The sequence below is a fragment of the Actinoplanes sp. KI2 genome, from assembly GCF_025630775.1.
GTDB lineage: Bacteria > Actinomycetota > Actinomycetes > Mycobacteriales > Micromonosporaceae > Actinoplanes.
The window spans coordinates 305,509-328,443 of sequence record NZ_JAOSZE010000003.1 but is presented as its reverse complement, the minus strand read 5'-3'; the positions used below and the strand labels follow the sequence as shown (position 1 = coordinate 328,443).

Annotated in this window: 20 protein-coding genes and 2 tRNA genes; 8 read left to right on the top strand and 14 right to left on the bottom strand. The window is 69.8% G+C overall.

Annotated features, from left to right (window positions below):
- The first annotated feature begins 464 nt into the window (after window positions 1–464).
- Complete coding sequence (locus tag ODJ79_RS04905) at window positions 465–680, top strand: hypothetical protein (protein WP_263022095.1); 216 nt, start codon at window positions 465–467, stop codon at window positions 678–680.
- A 25-nt stretch (window positions 681–705) separates the two neighbouring features.
- Here ODJ79_RS04905 and ODJ79_RS04900 read toward each other — a convergent pair whose 3' ends face one another.
- The 6 genes from ODJ79_RS04900 to ODJ79_RS04875 form a co-directional block, all read right to left on the bottom strand.
- A complete protein-coding gene (locus ODJ79_RS04900) occupies window positions 706–1,500 on the bottom strand; it encodes a carbon-nitrogen hydrolase family protein (protein WP_263022094.1) in 795 nt (264 codons plus the stop codon).
- Between the two features lie 503 nt (window positions 1,501–2,003).
- Entirely contained in the window at window positions 2,004–3,296 is a 1,293-nt protein-coding gene (clpX, locus tag ODJ79_RS04895) for an ATP-dependent Clp protease ATP-binding subunit ClpX (protein ID WP_263022093.1), read from the bottom strand.
- A 256-nt stretch (window positions 3,297–3,552) separates the two neighbouring features.
- On the bottom strand, window positions 3,553–4,218 hold the full coding sequence (locus ODJ79_RS04890; protein WP_263022092.1) for an ATP-dependent Clp protease proteolytic subunit: 666 nt from the start codon (window positions 4,216–4,218) through the stop codon (window positions 3,553–3,555).
- Window positions 4,219–4,229: 11 nt separating this feature from the next.
- The gene (locus ODJ79_RS04885) at window positions 4,230–4,862 is read right to left on the bottom strand and encodes an ATP-dependent Clp protease proteolytic subunit (protein WP_263022091.1); all 633 of its coding nucleotides are present in this window, start codon (window positions 4,860–4,862) and stop codon (window positions 4,230–4,232) included.
- A 401-nt stretch (window positions 4,863–5,263) separates the two neighbouring features.
- Window positions 5,264–6,613, bottom strand: a complete 1,350-nt coding sequence (gene tig / locus ODJ79_RS04880) for a trigger factor (RefSeq protein ID WP_263022090.1) — start codon at window positions 6,611–6,613, stop codon at window positions 5,264–5,266.
- Window positions 6,614–6,650: 37 nt separating this feature from the next.
- A tRNA-Pro gene (locus ODJ79_RS04875) sits at window positions 6,651–6,724 on the bottom strand.
- A 129-nt stretch (window positions 6,725–6,853) separates the two neighbouring features.
- Here ODJ79_RS04875 and ODJ79_RS04870 point away from each other — a divergent pair.
- Window positions 6,854–6,927 (top strand) — tRNA-Gly (locus ODJ79_RS04870).
- Window positions 6,928–7,265: 338 nt separating this feature from the next.
- Here the strand turns inward: ODJ79_RS04870 and ODJ79_RS04865 are convergent.
- The 7 genes from ODJ79_RS04865 to ODJ79_RS04835 form a co-directional block, all read right to left on the bottom strand.
- On the bottom strand, window positions 7,266–7,664 hold the full coding sequence (locus tag ODJ79_RS04865) for a hypothetical protein (protein ID WP_263022089.1): 399 nt from the start codon (window positions 7,662–7,664) through the stop codon (window positions 7,266–7,268).
- Window positions 7,657–11,973, bottom strand: coding sequence for a fibronectin type III domain-containing protein (locus ODJ79_RS04860; RefSeq protein ID WP_263022088.1), 4,317 nt, complete (start codon window positions 11,971–11,973; stop codon window positions 7,657–7,659). Before ODJ79_RS04860 ends, ODJ79_RS04865 begins: the two co-directional genes overlap by 8 nt.
- Before the next feature lie 450 nt (window positions 11,974–12,423).
- Entirely contained in the window at window positions 12,424–13,848 is a 1,425-nt protein-coding gene (locus tag ODJ79_RS04855; RefSeq protein ID WP_263022087.1) for a GGDEF domain-containing protein, read from the bottom strand.
- Window positions 13,849–14,062: 214 nt separating this feature from the next.
- On the bottom strand, window positions 14,063–15,253 hold the full coding sequence (locus tag ODJ79_RS04850; RefSeq protein WP_263022086.1) for an ABC transporter permease: 1,191 nt from the start codon (window positions 15,251–15,253) through the stop codon (window positions 14,063–14,065).
- Complete coding sequence (locus ODJ79_RS04845) at window positions 15,250–15,969, bottom strand: ABC transporter ATP-binding protein (protein WP_263022085.1); 720 nt, start codon at window positions 15,967–15,969, stop codon at window positions 15,250–15,252. Before ODJ79_RS04845 ends, ODJ79_RS04850 begins: the two co-directional genes overlap by 4 nt.
- A 40-nt stretch (window positions 15,970–16,009) precedes the next feature.
- Window positions 16,010–17,092 (bottom strand): peptidoglycan-binding domain-containing protein, encoded by a 1,083-nt coding sequence (locus ODJ79_RS04840; RefSeq protein WP_263022084.1) that lies wholly within the window; start codon window positions 17,090–17,092, stop codon window positions 16,010–16,012.
- Window positions 17,089–17,619 (bottom strand): hypothetical protein, encoded by a 531-nt coding sequence (locus tag ODJ79_RS04835; protein WP_263022083.1) that lies wholly within the window; start codon window positions 17,617–17,619, stop codon window positions 17,089–17,091. Before ODJ79_RS04835 ends, ODJ79_RS04840 begins: the two co-directional genes overlap by 4 nt.
- Before the next feature lie 110 nt (window positions 17,620–17,729).
- On the opposite strand from ODJ79_RS04835, the gene ODJ79_RS04830 reads away from it, so the two are divergent.
- From ODJ79_RS04830 to ODJ79_RS04815, 4 genes are all read left to right on the top strand, one after another.
- Window positions 17,730–18,389 carry a response regulator transcription factor gene (locus tag ODJ79_RS04830; RefSeq protein WP_263022082.1) on the top strand — a complete coding sequence of 220 codons (660 nt, stop codon included), beginning with the start codon at window positions 17,730–17,732 and terminating at the stop codon, window positions 18,387–18,389.
- The gene (locus ODJ79_RS04825; RefSeq protein ID WP_263022081.1) at window positions 18,386–19,552 is read left to right on the top strand and encodes a sensor histidine kinase; all 1,167 of its coding nucleotides are present in this window, start codon (window positions 18,386–18,388) and stop codon (window positions 19,550–19,552) included. The genes ODJ79_RS04830 and ODJ79_RS04825 overlap by 4 nt, the downstream gene beginning before the upstream one ends.
- Window positions 19,553–19,787: 235 nt before the next feature.
- On the top strand, window positions 19,788–20,144 hold the full coding sequence (locus tag ODJ79_RS04820; RefSeq protein ID WP_263022080.1) for a hypothetical protein: 357 nt from the start codon (window positions 19,788–19,790) through the stop codon (window positions 20,142–20,144).
- A gap of 131 nt (window positions 20,145–20,275) precedes the next feature.
- Window positions 20,276–21,175: a hypothetical protein gene (locus ODJ79_RS04815; RefSeq protein ID WP_263022079.1), complete on the top strand. Its 900-nt coding sequence runs from the start codon at window positions 20,276–20,278 to the stop codon at window positions 21,173–21,175.
- 111 nt (window positions 21,176–21,286) lie between these two features.
- On the opposite strand, the gene ODJ79_RS04810 is transcribed toward ODJ79_RS04815, so the two are convergent.
- Window positions 21,287–21,484 carry a response regulator transcription factor gene (locus ODJ79_RS04810; RefSeq protein ID WP_263022078.1) on the bottom strand — a complete coding sequence of 66 codons (198 nt, stop codon included), beginning with the start codon at window positions 21,482–21,484 and terminating at the stop codon, window positions 21,287–21,289.
- Window positions 21,485–22,079: 595 nt separating this feature from the next.
- On the opposite strand from ODJ79_RS04810, the gene ODJ79_RS04805 reads away from it, so the two are divergent.
- On the top strand, window positions 22,080–22,400 hold the full coding sequence (locus ODJ79_RS04805) for an ArsR/SmtB family transcription factor (protein ID WP_263022077.1): 321 nt from the start codon (window positions 22,080–22,082) through the stop codon (window positions 22,398–22,400).
- Window positions 22,397–22,927 (top strand): SRPBCC domain-containing protein, encoded by a 531-nt coding sequence (locus ODJ79_RS04800; RefSeq protein ID WP_263022076.1) that lies wholly within the window; start codon window positions 22,397–22,399, stop codon window positions 22,925–22,927. The genes ODJ79_RS04805 and ODJ79_RS04800 overlap by 4 nt, the downstream gene beginning before the upstream one ends.
- The last annotated feature ends 8 nt before the right edge of the window (window positions 22,928–22,935 follow it).

The following is a 22,935-nucleotide window of genomic DNA, read 5'->3' as shown; positions in this document are numbered from 1 at the left end:
ACCCGAAGCAAACCGCCCTCGGGGCAACCGCTCAAAGTTACCTGGTCGACTTCGTCGTGACAAGATCCGAGATCTTGCTAACATCGCCCAAGTGTTTCCTCGCAGAACACGGCCCGCCCTAGAGCGGGTCTGTCGTGGAGGTGGCCCAGTAGGACCGGCCGACGATCACTCTAAGGTGATCAGTCCGCCCGGCTCCCTGCGGGCCTTGTAACTCTACCCGGTCAACCTCGTTGGCGCAAATCCCCGTTTCCGTGGATCTCTGTGCCACCATCGCCCGGCGCGTCAGCAAGCTTAGCGCCTGCCTCAGCCGACCCACCGACCCCCTTGGCCCGTCACTTTCGTGCCGTTCCGTCCGGGTTTCCCGCGGGCAGAAAGAAAATTACGTGATCACCGGAGGCGAATGCAAATCGACCCCGTGACCACGGGAGCCCCAGAGGCGCCCATGACCATGAAAGAGTGGGCGGATGGGTCCCTCCCGCGTGCTGGCCGCAGACGCGATCACCGAGCTTCTGCTTCCGGCCGGCCAGTTGGTCATCGGCATGCTTGTGCTGGTCGCGCTGGTGGTCGCGGCCGTCCGCATGGTCCGCCGCGGCCCCTCCCGCATGGGCGGCGCCCTCCTGTTGAGCGGCGGCGCCGTCATCGGTCTGGCAGTGATCGGTTACTTAGTGCAACTTTTGTGACGCCGGTTACCAGGGGCCTATTCCGCTAGAGCCGGCGGTTGGCGAGGCTCGGAAGTTCGGTGCGGATGTGCTCGATGCGGTCCAGGTCCACATCCGCCGTCGTCACGCCGACCGTGTCGGGGGCCTGGGCCAGGACCGTGCCCCACGGGTCGATGACCATGCTGCGACCGAAGCAGGTGCGGCCGGGCTCGTGGTCGCCGATCTGGCCCGCCGCGACCACATAGCACTGGTTCTCGATCGCGCGCGCCCGGAGCAGCACCTCCCAGTGGTCGCGTCCGGTGTGCATCATGAACGCGGCCGGCACCACCAGGATGCGTGCGCCGTCGATGGCCAGTCGACGATAGAGCTCCGGAAACCTGAGGTCGTAGCAGATCGACAGGCCGGTGGGGACGCCGGCGACGTCGGCCACGACGGTTTTCTCGCCCGGGGCGACCGTCCGCGACTCCTGGTATGAGACGCGGCCGGCAATCTCCACGTCGTACAGGTGGATCTTTCGGTAGGTGGCGGTCAGCTCGCCCTCGGGCGAGAACACCAGCGAAGTGTTGTACGTGTGCGCCTCGTCCGGGCCGGCCTCGTGGAAGGATCCGGCATGCACCCAGATGCCGAGCTCCCTCGCCGCCCCGGCAAAGAACTCGGCGAACTCCCCATCAACGCCCTCGGGCTTGGGCGCGTCCCGGCCCGGCCCGAGGTAGTCGACATACTCCGGCAGCACCGCCAGGTCGGCGCCGGCCGCGGCCGCTCGTTCGAGCAGTCCCCGGGCCACCGCAAGGTTCTCGTCCCGCCGCTCCCGCGAGTTCAGCTGGCACACCGCTACGCGCATGCCCAAAGCCTACGACCGGCCACCCCGCAATGCCCTGGCCCATCGCCGCGGAACGACCCACCGCGCCCCAAAGCCCCGCACAGGGCAGGGGCGGCCCACCGCCCACGACACAACGCCGCACAGGGCGACCCCGGCGCGTACGGCGAACGCCGCACCGCCGCACCCCCGCACCGCGGCACCCCCGCACCCCCGCACCCCCGCACCGCCGCACCGCCGCACCGCCGCACCGCCGCACCGCCGCACCAGGGCAGCCTGCCGCGGCACACAACGCCGCGCTGCGAGGGCGGCTTGCCGCGTACGGCGAACGCCACGCAGAGTGGGACTGCCCGCCGCGCACTAACGCGCCACGCTGAGCCAAGATTGCCGGCCGCGCGCCGAAGGTCCGGGCTGAGCGGAACGACCAGCCGCACGACACAGCGCCGCGCTGGGTGGGACGACCTGCCGCGCACAGCAAGACGCCGCGTTGAGCGCGGGGCCCAACGCGGCGCAGGACGAGCAGACGATCAGGCGGACTTTTCCTCGCGCTCCGCGCGGCGGCGACGGCCGACGAACTCGCGGGGGACGATGGTGGGGTTCACGTTCTCCAGCACGACCTCGCCGGTGATCACCACGCGGGCGGCGTCGGGGTTGCTGGGCACCTCGTACATCACGGAGAGCAGGACCTCTTCCATGATCGCTCGCAGGCCGCGGGCGCCGGTGCCGCGGAGCATCGCCTGGTCGGCGATCGCCTCGAGGGCGCCGTAGTCGAACTCGAGCTCGACGCCATCGAGCTCGAAGAGCCGCTGGTACTGCTTCACGTACGCGTTCCGCGGCTCGGTCAGGATCTTGATGAGCGCCTCGCGGTCGAGGTTGCGCACCGTGGTGATGACCGGGAGGCGGCCGATGAACTCGGGGATCAGGCCGAACTTCAGCATGTCTTCCGGCATGACCTTGCTGAAGATGTCGTCGGTGTTGCGCTCCGAGATCGAGCGAAGGTGCGCGCCGAAGCCGACGCCGCCGTGCCCGACCCGGGACTCGATGATCCGGTCGAGACCCGCGAAGGCGCCGCCCACGATGAACAGCACGTTCGTCGTGTCGATCTGGATGAACTCCTGGTGCGGGTGCTTCCGGCCGCCCTGGGGCGGCACGTTCGCCACCGTGCCCTCGAGGATCTTCAGCAGGGCCTGCTGGACGCCCTCGCCGGAGACGTCGCGAGTGATCGACGGGTTTTCGCTCTTCCGAGCGATCTTGTCGACCTCGTCGATGTAGATGATGCCCTGCTCGGCGCGCTTGACGTCGTAGTCGGCCGCCTGGATCAGCTTGAGGAGGATGTTTTCCACATCCTCGCCGACGTAGCCGGCCTCGGTGAGCGCCGTGGCGTCCGCGATCGCGAACGGCACGTTCAACATCCGGGCCAGGGTCTGCGCCAGGTGGGTCTTACCGCAGCCGGTGGGGCCGATGAGCATGATGTTGGACTTGGCCACCTCGACGTCGCTACCGCCGCCGGGGGCGCCGCTCGACTCGGCCTGGATCCGCTTGTAGTGGTTGTAGACCGCTACCGACAGGGCCTTCTTGGCCTGTTCCTGTCCGACCACGTAGTTGTCGAGGAAGGCGCAGATCTCCATCGGCTTGGGAAGCTCTTCCCACTTCACCTCGCCGGTCTCGGCCAGCTCCTCTTCGATGATCTCGTTGCAGAGGTCGATGCACTCGTCGCAGATGTACACCCCGGGGCCCGCGATGAGCTTTTTGACCTGCTTCTGGGACTTCCCACAGAAGGAGCACTTCAGTAGGTCGCCACCGTCGCCGATCCGTGCCACCTACGTTCTCCTTGAGCTCATCGGCCGGCTCGCGCCGACACCTGGTCGAGGGCGAATCGCCCCGTTGCCATCTCATCGTCTGCCGAACCGCGTAACTGAGGCTGCATGCTCGACGTTACCCGCAAAGGGGCTGTTCTCCGACCCCCCAAAACGGGCGTGTCAGGGGTCGGCCAGTTTAGCGTGCACCGGCCGGCCCTGACAGCCCATCAAACCGCCCCGCCGCCACCCTTGCGCGGACCGCGGGGCGGTCTGCCCGTCAGCTACCGGCGCCGACGGACTGCAGGCTCTTCTTGCGGGTGGCCAGGACGACGTCGACCAGGCCGTACTCCTTGGCCTCGTCGGCTGTCATAATCTTGTCACGGTCGATGTCCTTGCGGACCTTCTCGACCGGCTGGCCGGAGTGGCGAGAGATCATCTCCTCGAGCTGGGTACGCATGCGGAGAATCTCACGCGCCTGGATCTCGATGTCCGACCCCTGGCCGTAGCCGCCTTCGGTGGCCGGCTGGTGGATCAGCACCCGGGAGTGCGGCAGCGCCATGCGCTTGCCCGCCGTGCCGCCGGCCAGCAGGACCGCGGCGGCCGAGGCGGCCTGGCCCAGGCAGACCGTGGAGATGTCCGGCCGGACGTACTGCATGGTGTCGTAGATCGCCGTCATGGCGGTGAACGAGCCACCCGGGGAGTTGATGTACATCAGGATGTCGCGGTCGGGGTCGGAGCTCTCCAGCGTCAGCAGCTGGGCCATCACGTCGTTGGCCGACGCGTCGTCCACCTGCACGCCGAGGAAGATGATCCGGTCCTCGAACATCTTGTTGTACGGGTTTGTCTCCTTCATCATCCCGTTCGAGGAGCGCTCGACGAAGGACGGGAGAACGTAGCGGTTGTGCACCGGAGCGAACCCGGGAGGCATGGTCAGGTCAGTCATTGTTCTGCTCCTCAGTTCAGCGTTCCGGCGCCCTCGGAGACCTCAGTGGCCCCGGTGATCACCTTGTCGATGAAGCCATACTCCTTCGCCTCCTGCGCCGTGAACCAGCGGTCACGGTCGAAGTCGGCAGCGATCTGCTCCTGGCTCTGCCCGGTGTGGAAGGCGATCCGCTCCTGGAACATGCGCTTGGTGTAGAGCATCTGCTCGGCCTGGATCGCGATGTCGGCCGCGGTGCCGCCCATGCCGCCGGACGGCTGGTGCATCATGATCCGGGCGTGCGGCAGGGCGAAGCGCTTGCCGGGCGCGCCGGCGCAGAGCAGGAACTGCCCCATCGATGCGGCCATGCCCATCGCGACGGTCTGCACGTCATTGTCGATGAACTGCATGGTGTCGTAGATCGCCATGCCCGAGTAGACCGAGCCACCCGGGGAGTTGATCCAGAGGTGGATGTCGCGCTCAGGGTCCTCGGCGGAAAGCAGCAGCAGCTGCGCGCAGATCCGGTTGGCCACCGCGTCGGTCACCTCGCTGCCGAGGAAGATGATGCGCTCGCGCAGCAGGCGGTTGAAGACCGAGTCGTCGAGGTTGCCACTGAGGGTGTCGCCGCCGCGCAGCACGGGGCCCGCGGGGATGTGGAGATCGGTCATGGCAGCCCTTCACAGCTGACTGTGTCGGCCGAGGGTTCCGGCCGGCAGGTTGTCCGTCGTACGACCAACCTAACCGGTCGAAAGACCATCAGCTTCCCGCTCGGGCAGGTGTTCGCTGACAGCGCAGGGCCGCAAAACCGGACCCTATACCTCCCAGGCCACCCCCACCCCAAGAACGCCCGCACCCCATACCCACACATACCCACAGGGCGCCCACTCCGGGACCGACCTGTGCCCCCAGACCTGCGGGGCGCCCCTCATCCGGGAACGGCCCGCGATCGCCCCGCTGATGACGAGAGGCCGCTTTTCGGCGCCGCGGGGTGTGCGGTGTCGAAAAGCGGCCTCTCGTCATCAGCCTAGAAGGGGCGATCGCCCGCGGCGCCGGAGGCGACGCCAGAAACTCAGTGGTTGTGGCCCTCGTGCTCGTCCTCACCGGCCGCGCGCAGGTCGTCGAGGGTGAGGACGTTGCCCTCGGAGTCCTTCATCTCGACCTGCTCCATCACCGAGGCGAGCGCCTTGCCCCGGCGCACGTCGCCGAAGACCGCCGCCGCCGCGCCCGACTGGACGAGCTGGTCGTAGTACTGCTGCGGCTGCATCTGGGCGCGCTGCGCACGGTGCACGATCTCGTGGCCGAACTCGTCGTCGGAGACCTGGACGTCCTCGGCGTCGGCGATCGTGTCGAGCAGCAGCTGGATCCGGACGCCCTCCTGGGCCGCCTCGGTCAGCTCCTCGTCGATCTGCTCCTCGGTCTTCTCCTCCGAGGTCAGGTAGTCCTGCAGGGTGGCGCCGATCCGCTCGAGCTGGTCGGTCATCGCCTGCTTGCGGCCCTCGACCTCGTCCTTGACGACGCCCTCGGGGGCGGGGATCTCGGCGGCCTCGACGAGCTGCTTGAGGGCCTCGTCGCGGGCGGCGTAGATCTGCTCGACCTTCTTCACCTTGGTCAGCCGCTCGCGCAGGTCGTTGCGCAGCTCGTCGAGCGTGTCGAACTCGCTCGCCAGCTGGGCGAACTCGTCGTCGATCTCGGGCAGCTGCTTGTCCTTGACGCTGCGGACGGTCACCTTGACCTCGGCGTCGCGGCCGGCGAAGTCGCCGCCCACGAGCTGGGTGGTGAAGGTGGCGTCGTCGCCGGCGTTGAGGCCGACCAGCACCTCGTCCAGGCCCGGCAGCAGCTGCTTGCTGCCGACCTCGTGGGAGATGTTGGTGGCCGAGCCGCCCGGCACCTCCTCGCCGTCGACGGTGGCGTTGAGGTCGAGCTGCACGTAGTCGTTCTCGGCGGCCGGGCGCTCGACGGTCTTCAGCGTGGCGAAGCGCTCGCGGAGGCCGTCGATCTGCTCGTCGATCTCGTTGTCGCCGATCTCGACGGCCGGCACGGTGACGGAGATCTTGCTGAGGTCCGGCACGGTGATCTCGGGACGGACGTCGACCTCGGCCGTGAACTTCAGCGGCGCGTTGTCGCCGAACTCGGTGATCTCCACCTCGGGGCGGCCGAGCGTCTTGACGTCGTGCTCACGGACCGCGGCGAGGATCTGCTGCGGGATCGCCTCCTGGACGGCCTCGTTGAGGACCGCGCCACGCCCGACCCGCTGGTCGATCACGGCCGACGGAACCTTGCCCCGACGGAAGCCCGGCACCTGCACCTGCGCGCCGATCTCCCGATAGGCCTTCTGCAGGCTCGGCTTGAGCTCGTCGAACGGCACCTCGATGGCGAGCTTCACCCGGGTGGGGCTCAGAGTCTCGACGGTGCTCTTCACAGGCGTACTCCTTGTTGCTGCGGATAGTTGGTGTCAGTCGGGGTGGCGGGATTTGAACCCACGGCCCCTCGCTCCCAAAGCGAGTGCGCTACCAAGCTGCGCCACACCCCGTGGCGTGGCCAGTGTATGCGGTCCGCTTTCCTGCACGTGCGCTGGAGTCACCCAAGTAGCGTGGCCGGTTCGCGCCGGCGGGAGTTCATTCAGTAAGCTAGCGCCGGACACCCGGTCAGCCGGGGCCACGCGGGCGTAGCTCAATGGTAGAGCCTCAGTCTTCCAAACTGATTACGCGAGTTCGATTCTCGTCGCCCGCTCCACGTCTGTGCAGCTAGACAGCTTGATCAACCGGACCTTGAGCTAGCAAGAGCCGCGGTTGACGGGGAACGAGCATCGACACAAGGGTCGGATCTGGCCCCGGACAGCACCGGCGCACCACGCGAGTCGGCGATGCATCGCGCTCAGCACCAGCTCACAGCGGCCCGCCACCGGGCGGCGGCGGACGGCCGGCAGACACTGGTCGATCTACCCGCGGAAAATTGGCGACTTCTGCGGATGGACCGACCAGCGCCGGTGGCTCTTTTCCGGTCAAGCCGGACATTTGCCGCCACGGCCCTCTTGATCGACGCAAGAAGGAGGCGGGCCGGAACGCGGCGGCCTATGAGCCGTGGCCGGCGTGGCCGTCGTGGGTGATCGCACCCACCGTGCACGCGGCGTCCGGGGGGTTGGCGCGCACGACGATCAGGGCGCGGCCCGTCGCCGTGGCGCCGGGTGCGACCCGGTTGACCAGGCCGACACCGGCGCCGAGCGGGCCGCCGGCCGCGGCCACCGCGAGCTCCACCTTGTAGGCGTGCTCCACGCGGTCGCCGTTGACGACCGTATAGGTGACGTTGGCCGAGCCCGTGTTCTGCAGGTCGCAGGAGGCGACGCGGACGGTCACACGCTGGGGGTCGACCGGAGTGCCGGCCGGCGTCAGCACCACCGCGAGCACCCCGACCGCCGCGAGGACCGGGATCTCGGCCAACAGCGGGGCGAGCCGGGCCGGGAGCCTAGCCATGCTTGAACACCACCGTCGCCATCAGCCAGACCGTCGACGCGCCCGTGGTCACGCCGGCCGCCGGGGTGCCGCCGGTGCCGACCACGGTGTCCTCGACGAGCATGTCCATGTTGCCGTTCGGGGACAGGTTCACCCGCGTCGTGTAGCCCGGGTCCCCGGTCAACGTATTGCCGAAGCCCGAGTCGGCGTAGAACCCGATCGCCAGCTCACCGTCGCCGGTGACGGCCGGAGTGGCGGCCGACTTCACCATCTGCTGGCTGGTGGTCGTGCCGGTGCCGGTCGCCTGCTGGTCGAGGGCCCCGGCGCCCGAGGCGGTCGACAGGCCGGAGTACTCGGCCGCCGCGATCCCGACGTCGGCCGACGCGCTGACCTTCGCCGTGATGGTGGGCTTGGTGCCGCCGGTCGCCACCGCGGCGGTCCACACGCTGACCTGCGAGTGGTCGGACGCGGTGAACGAGGTGAGCTTCGTGAAGACGTCACCGGCGCTGTCGGTGACCGTGCTGACCGCCGCCGACCCGGAGCTCCATACGCCGACCTCGACGACCAGCCGGTTGTTGGTCGTCGCGTTGGCCGGCAGGGTGACGGCCAGGCTGGTCTTGCCGGCGCCCTGGGCCGATGCCTGCTGGACGAAGGCCGGCGCGGTCACGTTCGTCGGGGTCACCGGGTTGGAGGCGGCGGAGTCCGGTGAGGTACCGACCGCGTTCGTCGCCGACACCTTGAAGGTGTACGCGGTGCCGTTGCTCAGCCCGGTCACGGTCGCCGTCGGCGCCGTCACCGTCACCGGGGTCTGCGCGGTGCTGCCGATGTAGGGCGTCACCGTGTAGGACGTGATGGCGCTGCCCCCGTTGGCCGGTGCCGACCAGCTCACGGTCGCCGAAGCGTCGCCGGCGGTGGCGGTCACCCCGCTCGGCGCGGCCGGGGCGGTCGGCGGTCCGGCCGTGCCCGGCTTGAACACGAGCGTGCCGAGCAGCCAGATCGTGCTCGCCCCGGCGCCGACCGCCGCGTTGGGCTTGGCGCCGGCCGCGACGACCTGGTCCTCGGTGAGCAGGTCCAGGTTGCCGTTGGGTGAGACGTTGCCGCGCACGGTCCAGCCGCTGCCGGCGGTGAGCGGATGGTTGAAGCCCGAGTCGCCGTAGAAGCCGATCGCCAGCTCGTTGCCGGCCGCGGTGGCCGCGGTCGCGCCGGACTGAACCGTCGCGGCACCCGACGTGGTGCCCGAGTTGGTGGCCGCGACATCGACCACGCTGGCATCGGCCACAGCAGATAGTCCGCTGTACTCCATCGCGACGACGCCGACATCGGCGGTGCCGGACGCGCGGGCGGTGATGACCGGTGCCTGCCCTGCCCCGCCGGTGACCGGCGCGGTCCAGACGCTCAGCTCGGTGTTGTCGCTGGCCTTCCAGTGGGCCACTTCGGTGAACAGGTCTCCGGCCGAGTCGGTCACCCCGCTGGCCGTCGCGCCGGCGCCGCTCCACGTGCCGACCTCGGCGACGAGCCGGTTGCCCGAGCCCAGGTTCGCCGGCAAGGTGACCGATAGCGCGCCGCCCGTGCCCTGGCCGCCGGTCTGCTGCACGAACGTCGGGGTGGCCACCGTGCCCGGCGTCACCGCGTTGGAAGCGGCCGAGGCGGGCGACGTCCCGATTTCGTTCGTCGCCGTCACCTTGAACGTGTACGCGGTGCCGTTGGTCAGCCCGGTCACGGTCGCGGTCGTGGCCGGCGGGTTGCCGGTCACCGTCATCGGGGTCTGCGCGGTAGTGCCGACGTACGGCGTGACCGTGTACCCGGTGAGCGGGCTGCCGCTGTTCGGCGGCGCGGTCCACCGCACCGTCGCGAACCCGGAGCCGGCCGTGGCGCTCACCCCGGTCGGCGCGGCGGGCGCGGTCGGCGCCTGGGACATCTGCACCATCGAGGCGACCGACGGCACGCCCTTGTTGTTGACGATGAACAGCATGTAGTAGCCGGGCGGCGCGAGCGCCGAACTGGCCGGCGCCTGTACCGACAGCGTGGAGCCGTTGGCGGTGAAGCTCAGCGGCACGAAGTGCTGGTTCATGTCCATCTGGTGGGTGTCGGCGCCCAGCGAGACGAGGTTCACCGAGCTGATGCTTGCCGCGTCGGGGGTCGACACCGTGATGCTGCCGCCGTAGGACGCGCCCGCCGACGCCGAGGTGATCGTCGGCCGCGCTCCGTTGGACAGGTACGGCGGGGAGTAGTACTGCGCCGAGTACTGACCCGCGCCACCCTGCCCGAACGGGTGGCCGCCGCCCGCGACGAGCACCCGGCCGTCGGGCATGAGCAGCGCGGTCGAGTGGTAGTTGCGGGCCGCCGCCATCGAGGCGCCGGTCGTCCACGCCTGCGTGGCCGGGTCCCAGATCTCGGTCGACAGCACGCCCGAGGTGACGATGCCCTGGTCGGTGTTGGTGTTGCCGCCGACCGCGAGCACCTTGCCATCGGCCAGCATCGTCAGCGTGTGATAAACGCGGGCCGAGCTCATCGGCGCCGCCGCCGTCCAGGTCGGGCTGGCCGAGGTGAGGTCGATGGTGGCGGCCGTGTTGAACGCCGGCCCCGCCGCGTTGACGTCGGCGCCGCCGCCGGTGTAGAGCACCTTGCCCGGCCGGTACATCACCGAGGATCCGTTGTGTACGCCGCTGATGCCGCCGATCTGGGTCCAGGTCTGCGCGTTGACGTCGAACAGGAACGAGTTGTCCTCGTCCGGCCCGATCGCGAAGATCTTCCCGCTGGGCAGCAGGTAGGAGAACGGGTACTCGGTCTCGTGGATCTGCGGGGTGGACACGTTGGACAGCAGGGTCCAGGTGTTGGTCGACGGGTCGTACACCTCGGGCGTGTCGGCCCAGTGTGTCGACGTGGTGTCGTTGCCGCTGAGCGCCACGTACCGGCCGTCGGCCAGTTCGGTCACCGTCGGGTACCAGCGCGGGAAGTGCATGTCGGCGACGCGCGACCAGCTGTTGGTGGCCGGGTCGAAGATGTTCGTGTCGACAATGCCGATCTTGCCGGTGGTGAGGCCGCCGTAGCCGCCGACGACGAGCACCCGGCCGTCGGGCAGGGTGGCCCCGCCGTCGCAGAAGACGCTCGTCGGCGCGTTGACGGTGGTGAACGTGCCCGGCGTCGACGGGTTCCAGATGACCGACGGCTGCGGCTGCTGCCAGCCGTCCCAGGCGACCACGTTGCCGTTGTAGAGCAGCGTGTTGGACAGCGCGACGATCGGCCAGGTCTGCAGGCTCGACCAGGAGCCGCCGGGTGCGGAGCTGGGGGTGACCGCGTTGGAGGCCGCCGAGGCGGGCCCGCTGCCGACCGCGTTGGTGGCGGTGACCGTGAACGTGTAGGCGGTGCCGTTGGTCAGCCCGGACACCGTCGCGGTCGTCGCCGGCGGGTTGCCGGTGACGGTAGTGGTGGCCTGCGCCGTCGTTCCCACGTACGGCGTGACCGTGTACCCGGTGATCGGGCTGCCGCCGTTGGCGGGCGCGTTCCAGGTGACCGTGGCAACGCCGTCGCCCGCGGTGGCGGTCACCCCGCTGGGCGCCGACGGCGCGGTGGGCGGGTTGCCGGAGCCGCTGCCGGCGCGCAGCACGAGCACCGCCATCAGCCAGGTGGTGTTGGCGCCGGTGCCGACCGTGGCCGAGACGGTCGAGCCGACCGACACCACCTTGTCCTCGGCCAGCAGCTCCATGTCGCTGGTCGGTGACAGGTTGGCCCGCTGGGAGAACCCGCTGCCGGCGGTCAGGGAGGCGCCGAAGCCCGAGTCGGCGTAGAGCCCGAGCGCCAGCTCACCGTCGGCGCTCGCGGCGCCCGTGGTTCCCGAGCTGACGCTGCCCGCACTCGAGGTGGTACCGGCGGCGTGGGCCTGCTGGTCCAGCACCGTCGCGTCGGTGACGGTGGACAGGCCCGAGTACTCCAGCGCCAGTACCCCCACATCGGCCGACGACGTGGGCTTGGCCGTGATGGTGGGCTTCGTGCCGCCCGTCGCCACGACGGCGGTCCACACGCTCATCTCCGTGTGGTCGGCCGCGGTGTAGCTGAGCAGCTTGAGGAACGTGTCGCCGGCGTTGTCGGTGACCGTACCGATCGTGGCGCTCTTCGAGTTCCACACCCCGACCTCGACGATGAGGCGGTTGCCGGCGACCGTGTTGGACGGCAGCGTGACGGCGCGGGTGCTACCCAGCCCGTGCGCCGTTGCCTGCTGGATGAAGCTGGGCGTGGCGGCGGCGTAGCTGGGCGTGCCGGCCGTCACGCCGGCGGCGGCCACCCCCACGCATACCGCGCCAATCGCCAGCTTTCGGGACAACGACCGCATGCCTGCTCCTGCATCCGACGAGGGCGAGCCCCCACGTGGTGTGAGGACGGTGCAGTGTCCCCACAATGTGATCCACGCCCGGACCGGTGAGCAAGATTCACGACAGTGCCTGGCCCCGGTTCTGCACGTTCGGCTGACCGACGCTCCTCCTCGCGTCGGGTCAGATGCCCGGGGCGGCCGGGCGGCCGGTGCCTCGACCCGTCGGCGAGTGACTGAGCTGCCAGGTCGAGGCGAGGCTCAGCACGCCGACAGGCCGATCAGCCACGGCCCGGGCAGTAGGCCGGCCAGACTCCGCGATGTCGCGCCGGCCAGGCGTACCGGGGAAGGTTGGCGTGAGCCCGGTCGCCGGGCCACCCGTGGCGATCCAGCCGACGATCATCGGCTTCCCCGACCCGTCGTTGTTCCGGGGTCTCGCCCGGCTTGTTCTCGCCGAACGGGTATCAGGTCGAGTCAGGCCGCGGCCACGCTGAGCGAGCCGGCCCTCTTGGTCCGTTTGGCCTCGTACATGGCCAGGTCGGCCCGGCTGATCAGGTTGTCGGCGGTGTCGCCGTCGCGGGCCACCGCGTAGCCGGCGCTGACCCCGATCCGCACCTGCTCGCCGGCGATCGGAAACGGGGTCGACACCACGCCGCGGATCCGGGCGCAGATCTCGTCCAGCGCGCCCACACCCGAGCAGGCGATCACAAATTCGTCGCCACCGAGGCGGAAGACCAGGTCGCCCTGGCGCACACAGCCGCGAAGGCGGTCGGCGACGGCGGCCAGCAATCGGTCGCCGGCCGCATGACCGAGCCGGTCGTTCACCGGTTTGAAGCCGTCCAGATCGCAGAAGAGCACGGCCAGTTCCCCCGGCCCGCGCTGCAACTCCGCGGCGATGTGCTCCACGCCCGCCGCCCGGTTCGGCAGGCCGGTCAGGCCGTCCCGGGTGGCGAGGCGGACCAGCGCCTGCTCAGCCTCGTCCCGGGCGCTGGACAGCCGCTCGACGCGGATCATCACGAGCGGGACGATGCTGACCGAGGTGAAGGCCAGGATCAACCCGTCGAGCGGCAGCCCGAGGATTCCCCGGATCCCGGCGGTCAGCGGCGCGAGGCCGATCATGAGGCCGAGTACGAGGAGTCTCCGGCGGCTGAGGCGATCGGCCGGCGGCTCGCCGGGGGCGGCCACCGCCCCCGCGCCGGGGTGCAGCGCGGCACACCCCAGCAGCGCGTACGCGGCCAGGTAGATCATGTCTGTCCAGCTCGCGCGTGCGCCGGTCGACGGGTCGATGGCCAGCGCGCCCACGACGCTGCCCAGCAGGCCGAGCCCGACCGCTCCGGTGAGCAGCCGCACCGGCGCCCTCTCCCCCGGCCCTACGAACGAGATACGCAACAGCGCACCCATCGTGCCGGCCATGACGAAGACATGGACGAAGACGACGATCTCCCGGCTGGTCGTCACGTGCTGATCGGCCAGCGCGGGTAACAGAAGCGAGTCCCAGAACAGGCCGGTCAGGGCCAGGGCGGTGACCACCGAGTCGATCAGCCCGCCGATGTCGCGCCGGCCACGCTGCACCACCACGGCGAGCGCCGCACACAGCACCAGAACTCCGCCGCCGGTCAGGAAGACCCCGGCGACGGTGTCGTCACCGGTCACCCGACCCTCGACAATCACCATCCATGTCCAGATGATGTTGCCGACGTTGTAGAGCAGCAGCGCAGCGAGCATGAGCCACCACGAGAGTCGCTCGCCCGGCGCGGCCCGCCGCAGGGCCACCGCCACGCACGGCAGCGCACTCAGCGCCACCAGCAGAAACGGGAGATGCCGCAGGCCACCCGGCCAGAGAAGAAAGGTCACGACCAGGACACCCGCCGCGACGGCATACCAACGCCCAGGGACCACGTGCACACCATCGGCGGGCCACCGGGCTACTTGAGCGCAGGGTTCTTGCCATCGACGCGACGGCCGGCGTGGGCGTCCCGGTCGCCGGAGCGACGACGCTCCCCCACCGACCGTGTTGCGGATTCTGGCACGGCGGGTGGCCGCGATCACGCTGTGTGATGGCCTGGCGGCGGTCGCGCCGAGTGCAGCCAGGTTGGGTCGCCGCGCGTTCGGGTCAGGGGGTGGCCAGCGCGGTCACCGGGGTCATGCGGGCGGCCCGGACGGCGGGATACAGCCCGGCGAGCATGCCCACCGGCAGCGCGACCAGCACGCCGCCCGACCACACCGCGACAGGCACCGAGATCGGCCACGCCTGGGCGGTCGCGTACGCGGCGGCGCCGGCCGTTCCGAGCAGCACCCCGGCGACCGCGCCCAGCCCGGCCAGCAGCAGCGACTCGATGATGAACTGCAGGCAGACCTGCGCGCGGGTGGCACCCAGCGAGCGGCGCAGACCGATCTCCGCGCGCCGCTCCAGCACCGAGATCACCATAGTGTTCGCGATGCCGATGCCGCCCACGATCAGCACCACCGCGCCAAGCCCCAGCAGCAGGCCGCCCAGGGCCCGATCGGTGGCTCGCCGGGCCTGCAGCGCGTCCGACGGCCGGGAGATGCTCACTTCGTTGGGCGCCTCCGGGTTCACGGTCGCGGCCAGGACCGAGCGAACCGCTTCGACCTGGGCGTCCACCGCCCGGCAGTAGAGCAGCCCGGGGTGACCGCCGAAGCCCAGGTAGGTCGTGGCGGTCTGCCAACCGACCAGGGCCGCGTTGTCGATCTCGGGGGCCAGCGGCAGCGGTTGAAGGACTCCGATGACGGCGAACCACCGGCCGCCGAGCCACAACCGGTTGCCGATCCGGTACGTGTCGAGCTTGCGCGCCGCCGCCGCGCCCAGCACGACGGCCGGATACCTGCTGGTCGCCGCGTCGAACCAGCGCCCGTCGCGCAGCGTTCCGCCGAGTGTGCCGAGGAGGGCGGGGTCGGCCGCGAACACCGCGATGCCCCCGGTCTCGCCGGTCTCGACGTGGTCGTTGCGGTAGACCGCCGCCTCGACCCGGCCGATCGCCGACACCGAGCGCATCGGGGCGATCCGGGCGGCCATCGGCACCGACTCGACGGGCAACTCGGCCGTACCGCCGAACGCCGTGGTCCCGGGCTGGACCGTGAGCAGGTTGGTGCCCAGCCGAGCCAGGTCGCGGTCCAGCGCGGCGCGGCCGGAGGCGGACACCCCGAGCACGGCGACGAGGGCGGCCACCCCGACCGCGATGCCGAGCGCGGCGAGCAGCACCCGGACCGGGCGGGAGCGCAGCCCGGCCGAGCCCACCCGCAGCACGTCGGCCGGCGCCAGCCGGGCCGGTCGCAACGCCGTCATCGGACCACCCTCCCGTCTCTGATGTGAATCTGGCGCGGCACCCGCTGCGCGACTTCCGTGTCGTGCGTGATGAGGACGACGGTCGTGCCGCCGTGGTGCAGCCTGCCGAGGATGTCGAGCACGAGCTCGCCGGAACGCGTGTCGAGGTTGCCGGTCGGCTCGTCGGCCAGCAGCAGGGCCGGCTCGCTGACCGTGGCGCGGGCGATGGCCACGCGCTGGCGCTCGCCGCCGGACAACTCGTGTGGCCGGTGCCCCAGCCGCTCGCCGAGGCCGACGCCGATCAGCGCCGCCCGTGCCCGGTCGCGCCGCGCACGCCGGGGAACGCCGGCGTAGAGCAGGCCGTCCGCGACGTTGTCCAGCGCCGACACGCCCGCCGCCAGGTGGAACTGCTGGAAGACGAAGCCGATGTGCATGGACCGCAGCGCCGAGAGCTCGCGATCCGAGCAGGCGGCGACGTCGTGACCGTTGATGCTGACGGTGCCCGAGGTCGGCCGGTCGAGCGTGCCCATCAGGTTCAGCAGCGTGGACTTGCCGGAGCCGGACGGACCGAGCACGGCGACCATCTCACCCCGCTCGATCGTCAGATCCACGTCGAGCAGCGCGGGAACCTTGCCGTAACTCTTGGAGACACCGCGGAGCGTGACGGTGCTGGTGGCACCAGCGCCGCTCGGGACGGCGCCGGGCTGGAGCGAGACGGCTTCGCGTGGGCCGGTCATCGGTGCACCGTCCGCCCGGCCGAGGTCGGCACGGCAAGTGTCATGACGGCACCCGGACCTGAGCGCCTTCGGTGACACCGTCGCCGGTGATCTCCACCCGGCCATCCGCGAACAGGCCCGTGGTCACCGGCACCAACCGGTCGCCGCCGTCCATGAGCTCCACGGCGTAGCCGCCCTCGATCGGCGCGACCAGCGCCGAGACCGGAACGGTCAGCACGTCCCGTCGTTCCTTGACGGTGTAGGTGATCTGCGCCGGCCCGCTGTCGAGCCGGCCGATCGCCGCCTGATCCGCGATGGTGATGGTGGCCGCGACCGTCGCATGGTTCCCGCCGGACGAGGATGCGCTCCCGTCGCCGCCGTCACCCTCGGACTCGGCGTCGGTCCCCACCGAGCGGACGACGCCGTCGACCTTCTTCCCGTTCGGCAACGCGACCTTGACCTTGGCACCCCGGACGGCCCACGCCGCCTGCGCCGCCGGCACCTGGGCGATGACCACCTTCGTGTCCGGGGTGCAGTCGAGCACCTCGCCCGCGGCGGCCGCGCCGACGCGGACACTCTGCTTGGCGACCCGCACCGGTCCCGCCACGTAGATCACCGCCTGGACGTCCACCGAGCCGGTCTGCGGGAGTTGCAGGTCCCGCTGCCACCGTTTGACCGCCGCGACGGTCCTGTCGCTGTACTCCTGGTCGACCGTGAAACCGCCGTATCCCAGGTCGGCCAGATTGCGCTCGAACTGCTCGACGTCGTCACCCTTGCTGTTCAGGGCGAGCGGCCGATACATCGGCAGGTCGCCGTAGAACACGACGACCGGACGCTCGTCCGCGCGCAACACCGGGTCACCGCGCCTGAGCACGGTGCCGACCGGCGGCAGCCAGGTGAGGGTGCCGGCCGCCTTGGCGACGATCGGCTCCGGCGTGCCGTGGCCGAGCTGTCCCGCCACGGTGGCGACGGTGCTCAGCGTCATCCGGGTCACCGTGGCCACGCCCGGGGCCGGGTCGACGACGGCCGGGCGTTCGGCGTTGTGCTCCCTCGCCGTCAGGACGGCGTACGTCGAGCCGGTGCCGGCCGCGGCGGCGACCAGGACGGCCACCCCGGCTATCCAGACGCCCCGGCGCCGGCTCATCCGCCGACCTTGCCCTTACCGTTGCCGGTTTGTGACAACTGCGCGCAGGCCTGCATCGCGTCGGGCATCTTGGGGTCGCCCTTGAGCTCGGCGCCCAACGCGTCGCTGATCCCGGAGTCGCCGGTCACCGGGTCGGGGTCCGGGTACTTCGTGATGCCGTGCCGGCGCATGCAGGCCGCGTACTGGCGGGCCTTCTCGATGTCCGGTGCCGGGCCCCGGGTGGCTGCGGCACCCGCCGGGGCGTACGACCGGCACTGCTCGAACGCCTCCTCCAGCAGCTTGTAGTCGGTGCCCTCCTTGTCGACCTCGGGCTGACCGTCCGGACCCGCCGCGTCGAGGAACTTGACGCCCTTCTTCTTCAAGCAGTCGTGGTATTTGGCGGCCTGGGCGTGGTTGTCGGCGGCGGTTGGGCTCGCGGTCGTGCCGACGGAGGCGACACTCGGCTCGTCGGCCGAGCTACCGCAGGCGCCCAGGGCCAGGCCGGCCACCAGGAGACCGGCAAGGCCGTACATACGTCGTCCAGTCATGCGGGACATTGCAGCGATCCGCGCATAAGGCGAGCATTAACGGAAGTCCTAACGCTCACCTTATGCGGCCTGACCGAGAGTGGATCAGGCCGAAGTAGACGGAGGTAGCCGTGGTCCGGGTCCTGGTCGCCGAGGACGAGGAGATGCTCGCCGATGCCATCGCGGAGGGCCTGCGGCAGGAGGCGCTGGCGGTGGACGTGGTCTACGACGGCGCGGCGGCGCTCGATCGGATCTCGGTCAACGACTACGACGTACTGGTGCTCGACCGCGACCTGCCCCTGGTACACGGCGACCAGGTGTGCACCGAGGTGGTCCGGGGTCACGGGGATACGAGGGTGCTGATGCTGACCGCCGCGGGTGAGGTCACCGACCGGGTCACCGGGCTCTCGCTCGGTGCCGACGACTATCTCGCCAAGCCGTTCGCCTTCGTCGAACTCGTCGCCCGGGTGCGCGCCCTGAGCCGGCGCACCCGACCGGCCGCGCCGCCCGTGCTGGAACGCTACGGCATCCGCCTGGACCAGGGCCGACGCCAGGTGGAACGCGATGGAAAGCACATCTCGTTGTCCCGCAAGGAATTCGGGGTGCTGCAAGAGCTGATGCTGGGCGCCGGCTCGGCGGTGAGCGCCGAGTTCCTGCTGGAGAAGGTCTGGGACGAGCACGTCGACCCGTTCACCAACGTGCTGCGGGTGACGGTGATGACGTTGCGCCGCAAGCTCGGCCCACCCCAGGTGGTGCAGACGGTGCCCGGCGTCGGATACCAGCTGATATGAGCTGGCCGCCGCTGCGCCGGTACGCCGTCCGGGCCCGCGTCGCCGCTCTCGCCGGCGTCGTCGCGCTGCTCGCCAGTGCCGCGGTGGGCACGATGATTCTGCTGGCCACCGACCGTGCCATCCGCAAACAGGTGCCCGCGGTGGACGTCTCCGTGCCGGCCAGGGAGACCGAGGCGCAGGCCGAGACGCTCAAGAATCGCACGATCGCGGAGCAGGACCGGATCCAGCGGCAGTATTACGAGACGGTGCATGCCGCCGTGGTCCGGCGGAGCCTGCTGACCGGTGGAGCGGCCGTCGCCGGCGCGCTCGTGCTGGGCTGGTTCGTGGCCGGTTCCACCATGCGCCCGCTCGCCGTGATCACCGCCTGCGCGCGCCGCGTCGCCGCCGGCAACCTCGGGGAACGGGTCGGCCTCGGCCGCCGCCGTGACGAATGGGGCGAGCTGGCCGACGCGACGGACGCGATGCTGAACCGGCTGGAGGAGACATTCGCGACGCAGAGTCGGTTCGTGGGCAACGCCTCGCACGAGCTCAAGACTCCGCTCGCGATCAACCGGACCCTGATCGAGGTGGCGATGGCGCGTCCGGACGCCTCCGCCGACCTGCTGAAACTCGGCGAGAACCTGCTCGCGGTGAACGACCGGCATGAGCGCCTGGTCGACGGCATGCTCACGCTCGCCCGGGCGGAGCATCGGGTGCTGACCCCGGCCCCGGTCAACCTCGCCGAGACGGTCGAGGAGGCCCTCCTGCTGGTGTACCCGGAGGCTCACCGCAACGGGGTGAGTATCGGGCGCAGCCTCGATGCCGTCGTGGTGGAGGCGGACGCGGTGCTGCTCGACCGGCTCGTGCAGAACCTGGCGCAGAACGCCGTACGCCACAACGAGCCGGGCGGCTGGGTGCAGGTGGAGGTCGCCGAGGCCGACGGGCACGCCCGGCTGGTCGTCGCCAACAGTGGACCGGTGGTGCCGCCGGGCGCGGTGCCGGAGCTGTTCAATCCGTTCACCCGGCTCGGCGGGCGGGTGCGCTCCGGGCGCGGTACCGGCCTGGGGCTCTCCATCGCCCGCGCCATCGTCCAGGCACACGACGGGACCGTGCAGGCGTCGGCACGATCGGGCGGAGGGCTGGTGGTGGAGGTGAAGCTCCGCCGCCAGGAGATCACCGAATAGAACATTCGGGATAGCCGTCGATCAATTAGGCGCGGTGCCGCACGACACCCGCCTCGCGCCTTCGCGATCATTTTCAGCCGCTTAGCACAGCAATATTCCAGCCGCAAGCCACGAACTCTCGCGACTGCTCTCCACTATGGCTCGGCTGCGAGCCTGTCGTAGTCACCGCACCAGAGGAAACCCCTAGGAGGGTCTTGTGTTGAAGCGGGGAATCGCGGCAGCAGGCGCTGTCGCAGTGGCGACCGGCATCGCGCTCGCCGGGGTCGCAGCACCGGCGCAGGCCACCGGCAAGAACGGTGTGCTGGAAAACGGCGAGTTCGGGCTCTACTACCACCCGGATCGGGCCGGCTACGTTTTCGATCTCTTCGTGTCGGACGACGACTTCTCGAACGACAACTTCCCGAACACCAGCGTGCACGCCAACGACAACACGGCGTCGTACGACAACCGGGACAGCTACTACTGGTGGGTTTACACCAACGCCGGCTGGGGCGGCAGCGTCGGTTGCCTGGACCCGGGCTACACCGGCAACGCGTCCGCGACGTTCCGCAACAAGATCTCGTCGGCGCGATTCTTCAGCTACAGCTGCTGACCTTCGCCCACTCGTACGAGAATCGCCGAATGGCGCCGTGGTTCCGCTCACCAGTAATGAGCGGAGCCACGGCTCCGCCATTGTACCGATGGTCACACCACTTCTCGAGATGATCAGACTACGGGGATGTCATGCCAGTCAAGCGCACCATTGCCGTCGCTGTGGCATTGCTCGCGACCACGGCGGCCGCGGCGTGCACGGCCAGCGCCGCACCATCCGCACCGCCGTCGGCCTCGGCCGAGCCCGCGGTCGGCGCCGTGCCGCATATCGTGCGCAGCGTGGACCTGCGACTGCCGGTCGAGGACTACCAGCCCACCACGGCCGAGCGTGTCCGGATCGCCGCCGCCCGGATCCGGCTGATCCAGAAGTGCATGGCCGACTTCGGCATCGCCTACAAAACCGGCCCGGTGGCCGAGACGCCGTACGGGCCGCGTAGCGCCACCGACCGCCGCTACGGGATAACGGACGCCGAGCTCGCGAAGACGGAGGGCTACGGGCTCGGCAGCCGGGACCCGGCGAAGGAGCCCAAGGCACCCGCACCGAATCTCGGCAACGACGGCCTCACCGCGCTGACCGGCAATGGCCAGTCGGTCGTCCGCGGCCGGGCCGTGCCGAAGGGTGGCTGCATGCGTGTGGCCGACGACCGGATCGCCGCGACCGTCCCGGCCGGCGTCGATCTGACCAAGGGGAACGACCTGGACTCCTGGTCGTTCAAGGAGTCGCAGAGCGACAGCCGCGTGATCGCGGTCTTCCGCGCCTGGTCGGCATGCATGACACGGGCCGGGTACAACTACACCGACCCGATGGCGGCCATGGACGACCCGGCCGTGGAGGACGCCGAGATCACCGAGCGGGACATCAAGACAGCGCTGGCGGACATCCGGTGCAAGGACGAGACGAACCTCGTGGGCGTCTGGTTCACCGTCGAATCGGCCTATCAGGCTCGTGCCATCGCTCGCGACCGCGCCGGCTTCGACGCCGTCCGTTCGGCAATCGCGACTCGCGACAAGTTTGCTACCTCGCTCACCTGACCGGCAAACGGAATACCCCGCTCGCCTGACCGGCAAACGGAATACCCCGGAATCGTCGTTGATCCCGGGGTATTCAGCCGCACATTCCTGGTTTCCCTCAGACGTTTCCCCTCAGACGTCACGCAGCTGACTGCCGAGCAGGATGAGCTCGGCGCTCACGGTGAAACCGGTCTTTTGCTTGATGCGCCGCAGATAGGTATCCACCGTGCTCGGTGAAATGCCCATTCTGCGGCCGATCTGTGCGTACGTCAGCCCGCTGGAGAAATGGAGCAGAACTTCACGTTCCCTGGTAGACAGTGCATTTAACATGGCACCGATCCCCGTAGTGCGGCACCACCCCCGATGGGCGCCGCATCGACACGAATAATTATATGTCAGCCATAACTGGCGCGGCCGCCCCGTCGGCTCAGTGACAGCAATCTGGCACAGAATTGCCCCATCCGGCTCGCCGGTAGCAGCGAAAGCGCGTGGTCAGCGCCGCTCCGATGACTTCGAGATGGAAATGATCTCGAAAAGCCTGTGACGAAGGCCACCGATCAGCCGCGGCGAAATGCCCGGCATAAGACCGCCGGGGGCCGGGGCACGAGACGGAATGAATCTCTGCGGGGCGCGGGACCTACCGAGCCGCTACTTCGTTGAGGAAGACCACGTGCGGCCGGGCGCTCAGACCGCCGGCGGGAGCACAGAGATGCTCACCCGCCGCCGAGGAAGCGGGTTTGGGGGCACAGCGCCGGGCCGCCACCCGGCGCTGTGCCGTCTGTGATTCCGGCCCCGAACGTAACGCTCACCTTCGATGCGCGTCTATTAGCCCTCCCTTAAATCTGACCGGCAATCAGCGCGCGGTCACGCTGGGCAATCGAGGTCCGGCTTGACATGTGACCTTTTGGTCACATAACTTTGCGTCATGGATGACGACGACCGGGTGTTCAAGGCGCTGGCCGACCCGAGCCGCCGCTTCCTGCTCGACCTGCTCTTCGAGCGTGACGGCCGCACCCTCGGCGAGCTGGAGTCCGAGTTGGAGATGACACGCTTCGGAGTCGCCAAGCACCTGCGGGTGCTCGAGGAGGCGGGTCTCGTCGTCACGCGCCGCTCCGGCCGGGAGAAGCTGCACTTTCTCAATCCCGTGCCGATCCGGCTGATCCATGACCGATGGATCGACAAGTACACCGAGCACCAGGTAACGACCCTCGTCGATCTCAAGCACGCGCTGGAGGAAGAGACATGACGGACACGACTGCCACGACGACCGCACTGACCACGCAGGTCTACCGGGTCTGGATCAAGGCGACGCCGGAGCGGATCTGGGCCGCGATCACCGACCCGGAGTGGAACCACCGGTACGCGTACCAGGCGCCCAGTTACTACGAGTTGAAGAAGGGCGGCTCGTTCCACGCGACCGCCACCGAGGACATGAAGGCCTTCGCGAAGGCGAGCGGTTTCGAGATCCCGGACACGATCCTCGACGGCGAGGTGCTGGAGTCCGAGCCGCCGCGGCGCCTGGTGCAGACCTGGCGGATGCTGATGGACCCGTCCACGGCGGGCGAGCCGTTCAGCACGCTCACCTTCGAGATCGAGGACGCCAAGATGCAGCCGGGCGTCTGCAAGCTGACCGTCACGCACGAGCTGGTCGGCGCGCCGGCCACCGCCGCGATGGTGGCGGGCACCGAGGACAGCGGGGCCGGCGGCGGCTGGGCCTGGATCCTGAGCGACCTCAAGACGTTCCTCGAGACCGGCAAGAACTTCGTCGAGTGACCCCGCCG